Here is a 15,646-nt window from a genome sequence, read left to right as displayed (position 1 = left end):
CCGACCTGACGAGCCGCCACGGCTCGTCAGGGCGTTCGCGGTGTGACCGCCGGTGTCCGCGCGGGAACGTCCGCGGACACGGTCCTTGCCGGCCCAGACCGGGTATCCCTTCGCCCGAAGGATGTTGCGACCGGCCCTTTGCCCTTGAAAAACAACGCCTGAGCGTCACCGCGATGGCACGCATGTCCGTCCGCACGTGCTGGCATATCGCTTGCAACGTGCCCCGGATAATCGGCGTGCTTAGAGGCGGACATGCAAACAAGGTATCTATCGGGCTGTCTGGCGGCGTTGCTGTCCATGGCTGGCGCGCTGCCGGCGGTCGCCGGCGCGGAAGACCTGCTGGACATCTATCGCGAAGCGGTAGCCAACGATCCCGTCCTGGCGGGCGCCGATGCGCGTCGTCTGGTGGTGGCCGAGGGTGTGCCGCAGGCGCGGTCGGCCTTGCTTCCCCAGCTGTCCGCCGGACTGGAGCTGCAGCAGTTTCATCCCGGTTACGCCGGTGTGGAATCCGGCAACGGCGGTACCTCGTCCGAAACGACGGGCGGCCACAGCCGGCAGCGTGACCTGACGTTTCAGCTCGACCAGACAGTGGTCGACCTGTCGAAATTTTCGCGCGAGCGCCAGGCGAAGCTCACCGCCGAATCGCAGGACGCCACGTACGAAGGGGAGCTGCAGGACCTCTACGTCCGCGCGACCACCGCGTATTTCAACGTACTGATCGACCAGGACCAGGTCGAGGTATTCCAGTCGTACGAGGACGCTTACAAGCAGCAATACGACCAGGCAGTCATCAAGTTCGCGAACGGGCTGGCGCCGCAGGCGGACCTCAGCCAGTCGAAGGCTTATTACCTCTACATCAAGTCGTCGCGTGTGGACGCGGAGTCCGCGTTGAAGGATGCGCGTCGCGCGCTGCAACAGCTGACCGGCAAGGCCCCTGGCACGCTGAAGAGCCTGCGTGAAGACCTCCCGATGGAGACACCCACGCCGAACAACGCCGAGGCGTGGGTCGAAGAAGCCATGCGTCAGAACCCGAACGTGCTCGCGGCGAGCCGTCTGGTGACGGCCGATGAGCATTCGATCTCGGCAGCGCGCAGCGGTCATCTGCCGACGCTCAATTTCTCGGTGGGCTACGAAAAGGCTGGCGCGTGGTCGAACACGGTTCGTGGAGGCGCGGGTTATGGCCCGGGCAGTACGACGGTTGGCCTGGTGCTGGCCGTGCCGCTGTTCAGCGGCGGCCTGACCCAGTCGCAGGTGCGCCAGGCGATACACCAGCGCGATGCGGACCAGGACGACCTGGAGTCGCTGCGCCGGCAGACCGCGCGTGATGCCACCAACTATTTCAACCTGATCACCGCGGGCATCGAACAGGTCAGCGATGCGCGCGATGCGGTGAAGTCGGCTAACGACGCGCTGGCTTCCATGCGCGCGGGTTACGACATCGGTACCCAGAGCCTGACCAACGTCGTCGTCGCGATCGCGCAGCTGGCGAACATCCGTACGCAGTACACCGCGCTACGCCACCAGTTCATCCTCAACAAGTTGTTGCTCAAGCGCAGTGTCGGTGCCGCGGAGCTGAAAGACATCGAGGAGATCAACCGGCTGCTGCAGTAAGTCCGCAGCGCCGGAATGCAGCCGGTCGGCGATGCTCTGCCAGGGAGCCGGCCCCGATGGCGAAAGCAACCCGCTTCAGTTGCCGGTTGACGCCACCCATTCCGATTCCGCGTGCGCCTCACGATGCACGAAGAACAACGCCCGCACCGTCGCATCGACCATGCAGCTCGTCGTCAGCATCGCGTCCGTGCCGTCCGCCGGTGCGAACGCATAACTGACGTCGATCTTCTTCACCTTGGCGATGAAGTTACCCGCCGTCCCGTGTAAGCGAAGATCCAGATGGTCGATGTAAGGATGCCCCCCGGCATCCTTCGTCACGGTGACCACGCCATCGAACCGTTCGTCGTCGCCCTTGCCGTCGCTGCTCACGTTGATATGCCCGGCCTGGACATTGCCGCGCGGCAGACGCGTCGTCGTAAACGCGTACGTCGTCCGCCCGGCCTCCTGTTTCGTCACGTGCGCATCGGTACCGATGACGTCCCGCAGTTCGTCGTAGGAAGCCATGATCTTTTTCGGCTCCTTGCGCGGATCCACGGATTCGGAATCCAGTTCGGGCTTGTCGCCGCCCTTGACCGTCGTGGTCGTACGGATGACGCCGTGCAGATGGGCCGTGGGCACGGCCTTGCGGGCGAGTGCCTGTTCCAGCAGCGCATCGTGGGCCGTGACGGTCGATGCCCCGGCGAGCAACAGCAATCCCAGATAAGCGGCTCGCATCGGCATCCCTCCTTCCGTTCGGACATATCCATGGAAGGTAGGCCGGCCATCGCCGGGCGCCATGGCCCATTGGTCACGACCGGCCCATAGGTCATGCCGCGCCGGATGCACCCCGGTCAGAACACCTGCTGCGTCGGCCGGATCACGATGTTGTTGATGTCGACGTCGGCGGGCTGCTCGATCGCGAACGCGATGGCCCGTGCGACCGACGCCGCCGGAATCGCCTGCTTGTAGAAATCCAGCACGGTGTCCTTCGCGGTGCCCGATGTGCTGAGCTTGAGATCGCTCTCGACCGCGCCCGGTTCGATGCAGGTCACCCGGATATCGCCACCCACTTCCTGGCGAAGGCCTTCCGAGATCGCGCTGACCGCGAACTTGGTACCCGAGTAGACCGTGCCGCCCGGTGCGAAGACCTTCACGCCGGCGACGGAGCTCAGGTTGATGATGTGGCCGCGCTTCTGCTCGATGAAGCGCGGGAGCACCGAGGCGATGCCGTACAGCGTGCCCTTCAGATTGACGTCGATCATCGCGTCCCACTCGTCGGTGTTGACCTCGGACATGGGACGGATCGGCATCAGGCCGGCATTGTTGATGAGGACGTCCAGCGTGCCGAAGTCGGCCACCGCGGCGCCGACGACCTGGGCGAACTGTGCTTTGTTGGTGACGTCCAGCGTATAGGCCGCGGCTTCTCCACCGGCCGCGACGATCCCGGCCACGACGGCATCGAGCATCGATTTGCGACGCGCCGCCAGGGCGACCCTGGCACCGCGGGCCGCGAGATGCTTCGCGACTTCCGCACCGATGCCCGTGCTCGCGCCCGTGATCAGGACGACCTTTCCTTCGATTTGCTTGCTCATGGTATTGCCCTCTATGTCGTGAGTGCTTACTTGACCGACTTGCTGGCGGCCTGCTCGATCAGCTTCGCCACGTCGGCAGGATGCGAGAGAAAGGCGACGTGACTGGAGGCGACCTCGACCGTGGTGCTGCCTGCGCGCTTCGCCATGAAGCGTTCGAGATCCGGGTTGACCGTCCGGTCGAGCGTGGCGACGAGCGCCCAGCTCGGCTTGGTCTTCCACGCCGCGGTCGACACGGGGGCGGTAAACGCCTGGACGGAAGGCATGACCTGCGAGGCCGCCATGAAGCGGGTTTCCTTCTCCGGCACGTCGGCGGCGAAGTCGGCATGGAACTGCGCGGGATCGATGTAAAGGAAGTTGTCCGCCGTCTTCTTGATCGCCTTGGTCGTGCCGGGATTCTTCTCGGTCAGCGTAGCCAGGCTCTCGCCGGCCTCGGGCTGATAAGCGGCGATGTAGACCAGGCCGGCGACCTGCGGATCGTTGCCCGCTTCGGTCACCACAGCACCGCCGTAGCTGTGGCCGACGAGGATGCTGGGGCCGTCCTGCATGTGGACGACGCCCAGCGTCGCCTTGACGTCATCGGCGAGCGAGGTTTCCGGCTCCTGCACGATGGAAACCTTGTAGCCATCGCGGATCAGGATGTCGGACACCGCTTTCCAGCCGGAGCCATCCGCGAAAAATCCATGGACCAGGACGATGTTCTTCACGGGTGCGGCGGTGACGGCGCCGGCGCCGAAGACGGAGAGGGAGATCGCCAGGGCGGCGGCGAAACGGGTGCGACGGAATGCTGTTTTCATGAGGTTCTCCTTGGGCGCTTACTTGCGAATCAGAATGGTTTTCGGATTGGTGAAGAGCTGGCGCCCTTCGCTGCCGTGCTCGGTGCCGACCAGGTCCTGAAGGCCGCTTTCGCGGCGGCGATCGCTTCGTCGAGCTGCGCGGCGCTGGCGGCCGGCGCCTGCGCCAGCACCGTCCCGGTCGCCGGATTCATGACGTCGAAGCGATCGCTCGTCTCGATGAGCTTGCCGGCGATGCTCAGGTAATACGGACCGTCGAAGATGTTCATGCCGACAGCTGCTTCATCAGCACAGCGGCGGCTTCCGACGACGACGCGGGGTTCTGGCCCGTGATCAGCAGGCCATCGGTAACGACGTACGAACCCCAGTCCGGACCCTTCGAGTAGATGCCACCCTTGGTCTTAAGTTCGTCTTCGACGAGGAAGGGCACCACATTGGTGAGGCCAACGCCTTCTTCTTCCGTATTGGTGAAGCCCGTGACCTGTTTGCCCTCGACCAGCGGCTTGCCGTTCGACGCCTTGACGTGGCGGAGCACGCCCGGGGCATGGCAGACGAGGGCGACCGGCTTACCCGCTTCGATGAACGATTCGATCAGCGCGATCGAATTTTTGTCCTCGGCCAGATCCCACAGCGGGCCGTGACCGCCCGGATAGAACACGGTGTCGAAGTCGGCCTGCGAGACGCTGTCGAGACGGACGGTGGCGGCGAGCTGGGCGTTGGCGGCGGCGTCGGCTTCAAAGCGACGGGTGACGTCGGTCTGGAACGACGGCTCGTTGCTCTTGGGATCGAGCGGCGGCTGGCCGCCCTTGGGCGAGGCGAGGACTATTTCTGCGCCAGCGTCCTTGAAGGTGTAATAGGGCGCGGCGAGCTCTTCGAGCCAGAAGCCGGTCTTGCGGCCGGTGTTGCCAAGCTGGTCGTGCGAGGTCAGAACGATGAGGACTTTCATGGGAATCTCCTGATTGGTTGTGTAAAAGTAGACCAGTCGTCTAGTAACTAGGGGCAAAAAAACGCTTCGCGAAGAAGCGTCCGTATCGCCTCCCGGACTCAGGCCGGGAGCTTCAAAACCTGGCGGGTGGTAGCCATCGCCTTGTCGAACGGTTCGGTGTTGCGAACGATCTTGACCATGACGCTGGCGCCCAGCCAGAGCTGGTAGAGGCTCTGCGCCACGTCTGCCGCCGGCTCGTCGACCGACAGTGAGCGGTCGGCCACCCCGGCCTCGATCGCTTCGGCGAGGTAGCGGATGATCCCCGTGGTGCCGCGCCTGAGCGAGGCGCGCATCACTTCGGACAGATCCGCCACCTCGGCGCCCAGCTTCACGGCAAGGCACTTACCCTGGCAGTCGTGGGAGGACTGGTTGTCCCGCCACGCCTGAAAGTAGTTCTCCAGACGAGCCGCCACCGGGCCGCCGGCCTGACGAAGCGTGCGATCCATGTCGGCCAGGTAGTCCTCGAAGTAGTCCTCGAGCAAGGCCTCACCGAACGCGTCCTTCGATCCGAAGTAGTGATAGAACGAGCCCTTCGGCACACCGGCGGCCGTCAACACTTCATTGAGGCCCACCGCCGAGAACCCCTTGCCGCCCATGATGCGCTGGCCCGTGGCCAGGATCCTGGCGCGGACGTCGGACGATTCGTTGATGGCGGTGGCTGGGCTCATGGGAAGAACTCTACACGCCATTAGACCGGTCGTCTAGTCTTTTTTTTCGAGGAATATCTGAACTGACGGGTTTTAAGTCCGGCATGCCATCCACATGTCGAACGCAGCGATATTCCCAACCCACCGAGCAAGGATCTGGAATGAACACCACGCAGAAAGTCGCCCTCGTCACCGGCGCCACCCGCGGCATCGGTCAGGAAACCGTCCGTCAGCTGGCGAAGGAAGGTGTGATCGCGCTGCTGGCTGGCCGCGACGCCGGTCGTACCAAGGCGGCGGCGGACAAGCTCAAGGCCGAAGGCCTCACCGTCGAACCGATCGCGCTCGATGTCACCGACAGCGAAAGCATCAGAAAGGCCGTGGCGGAAGTCGGCGAGAAGTACGGCAAGCTCGACATCCTGGTGAACAACGCGGGCATCCTCGTCGACGACATGAGCAAGGCCCCGTCCGAGCAGACGCTGCAGGCATGGCGCGAGACCTTCGACACCAACGTGTTCGCGGTCGTCGAAGTGACCAATGCCTTCCTCCCGCTGCTGAGGAAAGCCCCGGCGGCGCGTATCGTCAACGTCTCCAGCCAGCTCGGCTCGATCACGCTGCACGTCGATCCGAACTCGCCGATCTACAGCTTCAAGGTGCCGGCGTACGATGCGTCGAAGACCGCCATCAATTCGTGGACCGTGCATCTTGCTTATGAACTGCGCGACACGCCGATCAAGGTCAACGCGGTGCATCCGGGTTATGTGCAGACCGAGATGAACGGTGGCAACGGCGAGATCGATGTGCCGACCGGTGCGAAGAGCAGCGTCGGTATGGCCTTGCTCGATGCCAACGGTCCGACAGGTAGCTTCACCTACCTCGGCAAGACGCTTCCCTGGTAAGTCCACCCACCCCTCAGGATGTGAACTATGGCGACTTATGTCGTGTTTTCCCGCGATCGCACCAAGGATCCGGAAGAGATGAAGATCTACGCAGAGAAAGCCAGTGAGGCGCGCGGAAACCATCCCATCACGCCGCACGCGTTCTACGGTGAGATCGAGACGCTCGAAGGGCCCGAGGTCGAGGGCGCGGTCATCATCAGCTTCCCGACGAAGGCCGAAGCGCTGGCCTGGTACAAGAGTCCGAAGTACACCGAGGCGCGCGCGCATCGGTTCAAGGGTGCGGACTACCGGGTGTTCATGGTCGAAGGGGTCTGACCGACACCCACGGAACCCGGTGCTCGGTCCGTACGGTCGAGCACCGGGTTTCAAGCCATGGGCTCCGCTTCAACAGGGCGCCGTGCCAGGGTCCTGATGAAGTCCGAATCCGACCGTATCCTGTCCAAGCCCATCGCGCAGGCGCAAGCTCGGTATCTCGTAGTCGCCCCCATTCTGTCGCCGGAAAGGAATCGGAGACGTGATCGCCAGATTGCGCATGCGCTCGCGTAACGCTTCGGCCATCGCGGGAAACGCGTCCTCGCCCATGCGATCCAGACGGTAGGCGACGAACGGCGGCAGGACGTCGAACCCCGGGTAGTGCAGTACCCCGTGGTTGATCGGAAAGAGCAGGTCATCGATAGGCCCGTTGATACCGCGTGGCCCGTAGTGCTCCTCCCAGCCACCGGCGGTGACGACGAGCATGGCGCGCTTGCCCGCGAGCGTGCCTTCGCCGAAACGGTCGCCCCAATGCCTGTCGCTATGCTCGCCGACGCCGTACGCGAAACCACAGGCGTACACGCGATCGATCCATCCTTTGAGAATCGCCGGCATCGTGTACCACCACAGGGGGAACTGCAGAATCACCGCGTCGGCCCAGAGCAGCTTCTCCTGTTCCTCGCGCACGTCATCGGTCAGGGTTCCCGAGGCAAAGGCTTCAGCCGAAGCACGTGCGGGATGCAGACGGTCGTCACTCCGGAGGGCAGGGAAGTCATCGCGATCGACCACCGCTTTCCACCGCTGACCGTACAGATCGGTCTGACGCACGTCGTGGCCCTGAGCCAGCAGCTCCGCGATGGCGACATCGCGCAGTGAACCATTGAGTGAGCGGGGCTCAGGATGAGCAAAAACAAGCAAAACCTTCATAAAGACTCCGGATGTCGAATGACCTCACGGTAGCCAACAGGTGATCCATCCACTATATGGATGGATGCATAACTCAGTGCCGAAAAATGGATAGATCCGATCTGACGCTGGAACGCATGCGCACCTTCGTGCGCGTCGCGGAGCGAGGCAGCCTGTCTGCGGTGGCACGCGAAAGCGGCCTGGGACAGTCGACGGTCACGCGCCATCTGCGCGAACTCGAGGCCGCTGTGGGAGCACCATTGCTCAGTCGGACGACGCGCCGCATGACCCTGACCGACGAAGGCGCGCGCTTCTACGCCTCAGCTCTGCAGATCCTCCGGCTGGTCGAGAAGGCCGCCGACGAAGTCAGCGATCATCGCGGCGCTAATGCCGGTACGGTCCGTCTCTCGACGACGAGCGCTCTGGGCATCCTCCACATCACGCCGCTGATCTTCGCATTTCAGGATCGCTACCCCGATATCCAGGTGGAACTTGGGCTCACCGATGAGCGGATCGATCTGGTGCGGGAAGGTGTGGATATCGCCATTCGCCTCGGGCCCCTCGACAACAGCTCGATGAAGCTGCGCGCCCTCGGCTCCAGTCAGCGCTTGCTGGTGGCCTCTCCCGCCTACCTGGCCTCTCGCGGCACACCTGCATCGCCAGACGATCTCATCGGGCATGACAGCATCCGCATGTCGAACGTGATCGGCAGCGACGTCCTCCTGCTCGACGGTCCGGACGGTGTGCGTCACGCGATCCCGGTCACAGGTCGTCTGCGTGTCGACCACGGTCTGGCTGCGCGAGCGGCTGTCGTGGCCGGGCGAGGCATCGTGTCGGCTCACCGATGGATGGTGGACGACCTGCTGGTGACAGGGACGGTGGTCCCCGTGCTGCCGGATCATCGCCCGGTGGCCGTGCCGCTCAACCTGTTGATGGTTCCGGGGAGATCGGACGTCGCGCGCGTGCGACGTCTGATCGACTATCTGGTGGACGCCATCGCCACCCTCCCAGGTATCGCTTAGGGCGAATCGCTCATATCGCCTGACCGCCCGACACCTCGATTCGCTGCGCTGTCACCCAGCGGTTATCCGCTGAAAGCAGGCTGGCGATCATCGGGCCGATATCGTCGGGCACACCCGCGCGACCGAGCGCCGTCATGTCGGCAAAGATCTTGTTGATTTCCGGATTGTCGCGCACGGCGCCGCCACCGAAGTCGGTTTCGATGGCGCCGGGTGCGACCGTGTTCACGGCGATACCGCGGCCGCCCAGTTCTCTGGCCATGTAGACGGTCAGGACTTCTACCGCTGCCTTGGCGGCGGCATACGCGGCATATCCGGGATACGAGACGCGCGTGAGTCCCGAAGACAGGTTGATGATGCGACCGCCATCGGCGAGCAGGGTCAGCAGCGACTGGGTGAGGAAGTACACGCCCTTGAAGTGGACGTCGACCAGCGAGTCGAACTTTGCCTCGGTCGTGTCCTGGATCAGTGCGTAATCGCCGTGCCCGGCATTGTTGACCAAATGGTCGAACGTATCGCGGTTCCAGGTTTCGCGCAGGACCTTCGCAAGGCTCTCCGCGAACGCCGCAAAGCTTCGGCTGTCGCCGGTGTCCAGCGGAAGCGCGACCGCCTTGCGACCGAGCGACTCGATCTCGGCGACCACCGCATCGGCTTCGTCGCGACGGCTGCGGTAGGTGATGACGACATCGCCGCCGTGGCGCGCGACGCTCTGTGCGGTGTTGCGGCCGAGGCCGCGGCTGCCGCCGGTAATCAGGGTGATCGTGGTCATGTCGCTGGCTCCGTTTGGGATGAGGAAACGATAGGTGTCGGCGTCTCCCGCGTCGTTGCCGTAACCTCGACGTTGTTTGCCTTTTCCTCCAACGGCGGCTATGCGGCGCCTGGGATGCGTTAGCTTTCACCTCATGACCGAGGCCCTTCTCACCGCCGTTCGCCGTTATGTCGCTGCGCATGCCGACGCGACGGGGCTTGCCCAGACGCCCATTCCCGGCCTGACGACGATCCGTTCGACTGAGCCCAGCGGACTGGTCTACGCCATCTCCCAGCCACTGGTCTGTCTGGTACTTCAGGGCGGCAAGCAGGTGACCCTGGGTGCGCAAACCGTGTCGCTGGAACCGGGCGATTCGCTGCTGATCACGGCCGACGTTCCCACCGTGAGCCAGATCGTGACGGCGAGCCAAGACGCACCGTACTTTTCACTGGTCATGGATCTGGACACGCGCCTGATCGCCGAGCTGGCGCTCGCGATGGAAGCGGGCACGCCGGCCGCTGGCCCGGATGTCCGTGCCGAGCCGACCGATGCTGAGGTGGCCGCCAGCGCGCTGCGCCTCATGCAGCTGCTCGACCGGCCGGGTGCGGTGCCTATCCTGCACACGTCGCTGGTGCGCGAGTTGCACTACTGGTTGCTTGCCGGGCGGCATGGTCCGGCGATAAGGCGCCTCGGCTGGCAGGAGGGGCACGCCCAGCGCGTGGCACGCGCGGTAGCGGTGCTTCGCTCGGAGTTTGCGCAATCCATTCCGGTCGAGCGGCTCGCTGCCATCGCCGATATGAGCCCGTCGTCGTTTCATCAGCATTTTCGTGCGGTGACGTCGTTGTCGCCGAAGCAGTTTCAGAAACAGCTGCGGCTGATCGAGGCGCGTCGCCTCATGACGGGTGAGGGCAGATCGGCGAGCGGTGCCGCCTTTGCCGTGGGATACGAAAGTGTTTCGCAGTTCACCCGGGAGTATTCGCGGATGTTCGGCTTGCCGCCGGGCAGGGACGCAGAGCGGCGCACGGCACCCCTGTAAAAAACGCAATGCAGATATGACGACATCGGTCGATAAGACACCTGTAACATGCACGTGTCACATTAGTTCATAACTGAAGTATATCGACCGACAGTAAGACCGTCGGTGGTTTTTCTATTGTCTTAAGCCAGCCTGCCGCCCCGGAGCCAGCCATGTCCTCACCGGACGAAACCAACGCCGCGTTGCAATCGCGACGCCGTATCCTGCTTGGCCTGACCATGGCCCCGCTCGCTGCCGCTCTCCCGCTCGCCGCGACAGCCACGCACAAGCCAGGTGACGGCGCCACCGCTGAGAGCGGTGCCGGGTACAAACCGAATTTCTTCAAGGACGTGGAATGGACCTGCATGGTCGCCATCTGCGACCGGCTGATCCCCAGTGACGACGTCGGCCCCGGTGCCGTCGAGACCGGCGTGCCCGAGTTTCTCGACCGCCACATGCAGACGCCGTACGCCAATGGCGCCATCTGGTACATGCAGGGTCCCTTCCTCGAAGCCCCGCCGGAGTTCGGCTATCAGGGCCGCCTCACGCTGCGCGACATCATCCGTGTGGGCCTCAACGCGATCGACGCGCATTGCAGGAAGACCTTCGACGGCAAGACCTTCGCCCAGCTCGAGCACACCCAGCAGGAAGAACTGCTCAAGGCGGCCGAGAGCGGCAAGCTCAAGCTGGAGGACATCTCGTCCAAGCTGTTCTTCACCAACATCCTCAACGAAGTGAAGAACGGCTACTTCGCCGATCCCCGCTATGGCGGCAACCGCGGCATGGCCGCGTGGAAGATGATCGGCTACCCCGGCATGCGCGCCGATTACCTGGACTGGATCACGGTGCGCGACAAACCGTATCCGCTGCCGCCGGTCGATCTGTCCGGCAAGAGGGGTTGAGACGATGGCTACCGTGAAACCGAAAGTGGACGCCGTCATCGTCGGCATGGGCTGGACCGGCGCGATCCTCGCGAAGGAACTGACCGAGGCGGGCCTCCATGTCGTGGCGCTCGAGCGCGGCGCCGACCGCGATACGCAGCCCGACTTCGCCTATCCCAAGGTCGTCGATGAGCTCGAAGGCTCGGTGCATCGCCGGTTCCTGCAGAGTCTCAATCAGGAAACCGTCACCATTCGCCACAACAGCGCGTCGGATGCCGTGCCGTATCGGCAGATGGGTTCGTTCAAGCCCGGTACGGGCGTGGGCGGTGCGGGTACGCACTGGTCGGGTTGCCATTTCCGTCCGCTGCCCGAAGACATGTACCTGCGTACGAATATGGAACATCGTTACGGCAAGGCCTTCATTCCCGCCGACATGACGATCCAGGATTTCCCGGTCAGCTATGACGACCTGGAACCGCACCTGGACATGTTCGAGCGCGTCTGCGGCACCTCGGGCAAGGCGGGCGTGATCAACGGCGTGCTGCAGGAGGGCGGTAATCCGTTCGAAGGGTCGCGTACGAAGGAATACCCGCTGGGCCCTAACCCGAATTACCTCGGCGCCGAACAGTTCTACAAGGGCGCGAAGGAAATGGGCTGGCATCCGTATCCGATTCCCACGTCCAATGCCTCGGGTCCGTACGTGAATCCGTACGGCTGTCAGATGGGTCCGTGCAATGCCTGCGGCTTCTGCAGCGATTACGGTTGCCTGAATTACTCCAAGGCCAGCCCCAACGTTTCGATCCTGCCGGCGCTGCGCATCAAGCCGAACTTCGAGCTGCGCGCCAACTCGCAGGTGCTCAAGGTCAACCTCGACAGCACAGGCAAGAAGGCGACGGGCGTTACGTATCTCGACGCGCAGGGCCGTGAAGTGGAGCAGCCGGCGGACATCGTCCTGCTGTGCGCGTTCCAGCTGTTCAACGTGCACCTGATGCTGGTGTCGGGCATCGGCAAGGCCTATGACCCGGTGACGCAGACGGGCACCATCGGTCGCAACTACTCGTACCAGAACCTCAACCGTACGGTCATGTTCTTCGACAAGAGCGTGCAGGCCAACCCGTTCATCGGTATCGGTGGCGCGGGCGCGACGATGGACGATCTCAACGGCAATCAGCTCGACAACGGCAAGCTCGGCTTCGTCGGCGGCGGTCTGGTCTGGGCGCGTCAGCCCGGCGCGGGTCCGGTGCGCGGCATCAACGTGCCCGCCGGTACCCCGAACTGGGGCACCGACTGGAAGCGTGCGGCGGCGGACAACTTCCGTCACTCGTTCTACTTCGAGGTGCAGGGTGCCTGCATGTCGTATCGCCAGAACTATCTGAGCCTGGATCCGACCTATAAGGATTCGTTTGGCCGTCCGTTGTTGCGGATGACCTTCGACTGGCAGGACAACGAGATCAAGGCGTCGCAGTTCCTCGTAGGTCAGGCGCTGCAGATGGGCCGCACCCTCAATCCGTTGTCGATCCTCGGCGATGCGAAGAAGGACGGCGAGCACTACAACATCAACAAGTACCAGAGCACGCACACCTGCGGTGGCGCGACGATGGGCTCGGATCCATCGACCTCGGCGCTGAACCGTTATCTGCAGTCGTGGGACGTGCCCAACGTGTTCGCCATCGGCGCCAACGCGTTCCCGCAGAACAACGGCTACAACCCGACCGGTCTGGTCGGCGGCCTCGCGTACTGGGCCGCCACGGCCATCCGCGAGAAGTACCTGAAGGACCCCGGTCCCATGGTCCAGGCGTAAGGAGAACGAGATGAAAAAGTTCTTCCTCACCCTGATCGCCCTCGGCGTGGTCGTGCTCGTGGCTGCGCTGGCGTTCGCGTTCTGGCCCACGCATACGCGTGCGATCGCCGGCGATGTGCCCGCGGACGACAAATCCCTGATCGAGAAGGGCCACTACCTGGCCCTGGCCAGCGACTGCACGGCATGCCACAGCCGTCCGGGCGGCAAGCCGTTCGAAGGTGGCCTGCCGATGGCGACGCCGCTGGGTACGATCTACAGCAGCAACATCACGCCCGACGCGGACCACGGCATCGGCAAGTACACGCTCGACCAGTTCGACCGCGCGCTGCGTCATGGCATCGCGGCGGATGGCTCGAGCCTTTACCCGGCCATGCCGTTCCCGTCGTATGCGCGTCTCAGCGACGACGACGTGCGCGCGCTGTACGCGTACTTCCGGCACGGCGGCATCGAGCCGTCCTCGCGCGCGAACCACGGCACGGCGATTCCGTGGCCGCTGTCGATGCGTTGGCCGCTGGCGATCTGGCGCAAGCTGTTCGCACCGGATGCCGACAGCGTGGTATTCGATCCGAAGGCGTACCCGGACGAGAAGATCGCCCGCGGCGCCTATCTCGTCCAGGGCGCGGGTCACTGCGGCAGCTGTCACACGCCACGCGGCTTCGCTTTGCAGGAGCGGACGCTTGACGAGAAGGGTGGCTCGTACCTGTCCGGTGGCCAGGTGATCGACGGCTGGTATGCGGTGAATCTGCGTGGCAACACGGCCGACGGTCTGGGTCGCTGGAGCGAACAGGACATCGTGGACACGCTGCGTACCGCGCGTAACGCGCACAGCGCCGTGGTCGGTCAGCCGATGGCCGACGTGGCCGTGCACAGCATGCAGTGGCTGAAGGACGACGATCTGCATGCGATCGCGGCTTACCTGAAGACGCTGCCGGCCACGGCGGATGATCCGTCGCGCTTCGCGCCCGACGACACCACCGCGAAGGCCCTGCAGGCCGGCATCAACGATAGCCGTGGCGCTGAAATCTACGTCGATAACTGCGCCGCTTGCCATCGCACCGACGCGGAAGGTTACGCGCACGTGTTCCCGACGATCGCGGGCAACCCGACCGTGCTCGCGGACGACCCGACCACGCTGGTGCGGCTGATCCTCGGCGGTAGCCACCTGCCGTCGACCGAAAAGGCACCGTCGCCGCTGGGCATGCCTGGTTTCGCCGAGCGTCTGAGCGATGCGGAGGTGGCGCAGGTGGCAACCTTCGTGCGTACGGGTTTCGGCAACCATGCGTCCGCTGTCACCGAGAGCCAGGCCGCGGCGGCACGCACGTCGCTGCGGAAAGCCGAAGCACACTGAAGACTTTACGCGACGCGGAGGTCGACCGGTCTATCCTTGCCGGTATCGACCTTCGCGGTTCGCTTCGAGGAGTTTGCTGTGCCTGTCTGGACCGACCGTCGCGTGCTCGACCTGTTTGCCATCGAGCATCCTTTTCTTCTCGCGCCGATGGCCGGCTCCGGCGGATCCGCTCTCGCGATCGCCGTGGCGCATGCCGGTGGCCTCGGTTCGCTGCCGTGCGCCTCGATCACCGCCGACAAGGTGCGTGAGGAGGTCGCGGTGTTTCGTGCGGCGGTGTCCGGACCGATCAACCTCAATTTCTTCGCGCATACAGCGGTGACGCCGACCGAGGCGCAGACACGTCGATGGCTGGACCGGCTGGCGCCCTACTTCAGCGAATTCGATGTGGATCCGGCAAAGCTGCCCGCCGCCGGTGGTCGCGCGCCGTTCGATGCCGCCATGTGTTCGCTCGTCGAAGAGCTGAAGCCCGAAGTGGTGAGCTTTCACTTCGGCTTACCCGAGACGGCTCTGCTCGACAGGGTGAAGGCGACCGGTGCCATCCTTCTTGCCACCGCGACCACGGTCGCCGAAGGCCGCTGGCTGGCCGAGCGCGGCTGCGATGCCGTCATCGCCCAGGGGTATGAAGCCGGAGGCCATCGCGGCAACTTCCTCACCGACGACATGACGACGCAGCCCGGCACGATGGCGCTCGTGCCGCAGATGGTCGACGCGCTGAGCATCCCCGTGATCGCCGCCGGTGGCATTTCCGATGGACGTGGGATGGCCGCCGCGCTGTGTCTGGGCGCCTCCGCCGTGCAGATGGGCACAGCCTTCCTGTTGTCGCCGGAATCGACCAGCGCCGCCGTGCATCGCGCCGCGCTGCGCGGCGTGCGTGACGACAACACCGTGGTCACCAACGTGCTCACCGGGCGCCCGGCACGCGGCGCCATCAACCGCCTGATGCGTGAAGTGGGCCCCCTTTCCGCCGATGCACCGCCGTTCCCCCTGGCGGCCGGGCCGCTGACGCCGTTGCGGGCAGCGACGGAAGCGATGGCGCAGGGCGATTTCCAGCCATTGTGGTCGGGTCAGGCCGGTGCCCTGGCCAGGGAGGTGCCAGCGGAGGAGATCGGGCGTACCATCGTTGCCCAGACGGCGGCTGTGCTGCGCCTGGGTTGATGCTCGCGGGCGCATCCGCG

At 64.4% G+C, this 15,646-nt stretch carries 17 protein-coding genes; 9 read left to right on the top strand and 8 right to left on the bottom strand.

Annotation, left to right across the window (positions count from 1 at the left end):
- The first annotated feature begins 252 nt into the window (after window positions 1-252).
- The gene (locus J2X57_RS08060) at window positions 253-1,611 is read left to right on the top strand and encodes a TolC family outer membrane protein (protein ID WP_309865594.1); all 1,359 of its coding nucleotides are present in this window, start codon (window positions 253-255) and stop codon (window positions 1,609-1,611) included.
- Window positions 1,612-1,686: 75 nt separating this feature from the next.
- On the opposite strand, the gene J2X57_RS08055 is transcribed toward J2X57_RS08060, so the two are convergent.
- The 6 genes from J2X57_RS08055 to J2X57_RS08030 all read right to left on the bottom strand — a co-directional run bounded on the left by J2X57_RS08055 (window position 1,687) and on the right by J2X57_RS08030 (window position 5,626).
- Window positions 1,687-2,325 carry a hypothetical protein gene (locus J2X57_RS08055; protein ID WP_309865591.1) on the bottom strand — a complete coding sequence of 213 codons (639 nt, stop codon included), beginning with the start codon at window positions 2,323-2,325 and terminating at the stop codon, window positions 1,687-1,689.
- Window positions 2,326-2,441: 116 nt separating this feature from the next.
- Complete coding sequence (locus J2X57_RS08050; protein ID WP_308846650.1) at window positions 2,442-3,182, bottom strand: SDR family oxidoreductase; 741 nt, start codon at window positions 3,180-3,182, stop codon at window positions 2,442-2,444.
- Between the two features lie 26 nt (window positions 3,183-3,208).
- Window positions 3,209-3,976: an alpha/beta hydrolase gene (locus J2X57_RS08045; protein ID WP_309865588.1), complete on the bottom strand. Its 768-nt coding sequence runs from the start codon at window positions 3,974-3,976 to the stop codon at window positions 3,209-3,211.
- Between the two features lie 29 nt (window positions 3,977-4,005).
- Window positions 4,006-4,242 carry an aldehyde dehydrogenase family protein gene (locus J2X57_RS08040; RefSeq protein WP_309865585.1) on the bottom strand — a complete coding sequence of 79 codons (237 nt, stop codon included), beginning with the start codon at window positions 4,240-4,242 and terminating at the stop codon, window positions 4,006-4,008.
- A complete protein-coding gene (locus J2X57_RS08035) occupies window positions 4,239-4,919 on the bottom strand; it encodes a type 1 glutamine amidotransferase domain-containing protein (RefSeq protein ID WP_309865581.1) in 681 nt (226 codons plus the stop codon). The genes J2X57_RS08040 and J2X57_RS08035 overlap by 4 nt, the downstream gene beginning before the upstream one ends.
- Before the next feature lie 98 nt (window positions 4,920-5,017).
- Window positions 5,018-5,626 carry a TetR/AcrR family transcriptional regulator gene (locus tag J2X57_RS08030; protein ID WP_309865578.1) on the bottom strand — a complete coding sequence of 203 codons (609 nt, stop codon included), beginning with the start codon at window positions 5,624-5,626 and terminating at the stop codon, window positions 5,018-5,020.
- A gap of 140 nt (window positions 5,627-5,766) precedes the next feature.
- Between J2X57_RS08030 and J2X57_RS08025 the strand changes: the two genes are divergently transcribed.
- Window positions 5,767-6,501, top strand: a complete 735-nt coding sequence (locus tag J2X57_RS08025; RefSeq protein WP_308846654.1) for an SDR family oxidoreductase — start codon at window positions 5,767-5,769, stop codon at window positions 6,499-6,501.
- A gap of 27 nt (window positions 6,502-6,528) precedes the next feature.
- The gene (locus tag J2X57_RS08020) at window positions 6,529-6,816 is read left to right on the top strand and encodes a DUF1330 domain-containing protein (protein ID WP_079521177.1); all 288 of its coding nucleotides are present in this window, start codon (window positions 6,529-6,531) and stop codon (window positions 6,814-6,816) included.
- A 69-nt stretch (window positions 6,817-6,885) separates the two neighbouring features.
- Here J2X57_RS08020 and J2X57_RS08015 read toward each other — a convergent pair whose 3' ends face one another.
- Window positions 6,886-7,680: an NAD(P)H-dependent oxidoreductase gene (locus tag J2X57_RS08015; RefSeq protein WP_309865571.1), complete on the bottom strand. Its 795-nt coding sequence runs from the start codon at window positions 7,678-7,680 to the stop codon at window positions 6,886-6,888.
- Between the two features lie 86 nt (window positions 7,681-7,766).
- Between J2X57_RS08015 and J2X57_RS08010 the strand changes: the two genes are divergently transcribed.
- A complete protein-coding gene (locus J2X57_RS08010; protein ID WP_309865569.1) occupies window positions 7,767-8,681 on the top strand; it encodes a LysR family transcriptional regulator in 915 nt (304 codons plus the stop codon).
- Window positions 8,682-8,691: 10 nt separating this feature from the next.
- Here J2X57_RS08010 and J2X57_RS08005 read toward each other — a convergent pair whose 3' ends face one another.
- Window positions 8,692-9,447, bottom strand: coding sequence for an SDR family oxidoreductase (locus J2X57_RS08005; RefSeq protein WP_309865567.1), 756 nt, complete (start codon window positions 9,445-9,447; stop codon window positions 8,692-8,694).
- Window positions 9,448-9,580: 133 nt separating this feature from the next.
- On the opposite strand from J2X57_RS08005, the gene J2X57_RS08000 reads away from it, so the two are divergent.
- The 5 genes from J2X57_RS08000 (at window position 9,581) to J2X57_RS07980 (ending at window position 15,626) form a co-directional block, all read left to right on the top strand.
- Window positions 9,581-10,462 (top strand): AraC family transcriptional regulator, encoded by an 882-nt coding sequence (locus J2X57_RS08000; protein ID WP_309865564.1) that lies wholly within the window; start codon window positions 9,581-9,583, stop codon window positions 10,460-10,462.
- Between the two features lie 152 nt (window positions 10,463-10,614).
- Window positions 10,615-11,343: a gluconate 2-dehydrogenase subunit 3 family protein gene (locus J2X57_RS07995; protein ID WP_309865561.1), complete on the top strand. Its 729-nt coding sequence runs from the start codon at window positions 10,615-10,617 to the stop codon at window positions 11,341-11,343.
- A gap of 4 nt (window positions 11,344-11,347) precedes the next feature.
- Window positions 11,348-13,123, top strand: coding sequence for a GMC family oxidoreductase (locus tag J2X57_RS07990; RefSeq protein WP_309865558.1), 1,776 nt, complete (start codon window positions 11,348-11,350; stop codon window positions 13,121-13,123).
- Window positions 13,124-13,133: 10 nt separating this feature from the next.
- Entirely contained in the window at window positions 13,134-14,471 is a 1,338-nt protein-coding gene (locus tag J2X57_RS07985; protein ID WP_309865556.1) for a cytochrome c, read from the top strand.
- A 78-nt stretch (window positions 14,472-14,549) separates the two neighbouring features.
- Window positions 14,550-15,626 carry a nitronate monooxygenase family protein gene (locus tag J2X57_RS07980; protein WP_309865553.1) on the top strand — a complete coding sequence of 359 codons (1,077 nt, stop codon included), beginning with the start codon at window positions 14,550-14,552 and terminating at the stop codon, window positions 15,624-15,626.
- Window positions 15,627-15,646 lie beyond the last annotated feature (20 nt).

Origin of the sequence: Luteibacter sp. 1214, assembly GCF_031455395.1 — a bacterium.
In the GTDB taxonomy this organism is placed as follows: domain Bacteria; phylum Pseudomonadota; class Gammaproteobacteria; order Xanthomonadales; family Rhodanobacteraceae; genus Luteibacter; species Luteibacter mycovicinus.
This window is presented reverse-complemented; position numbering and strand designations above follow the sequence as displayed.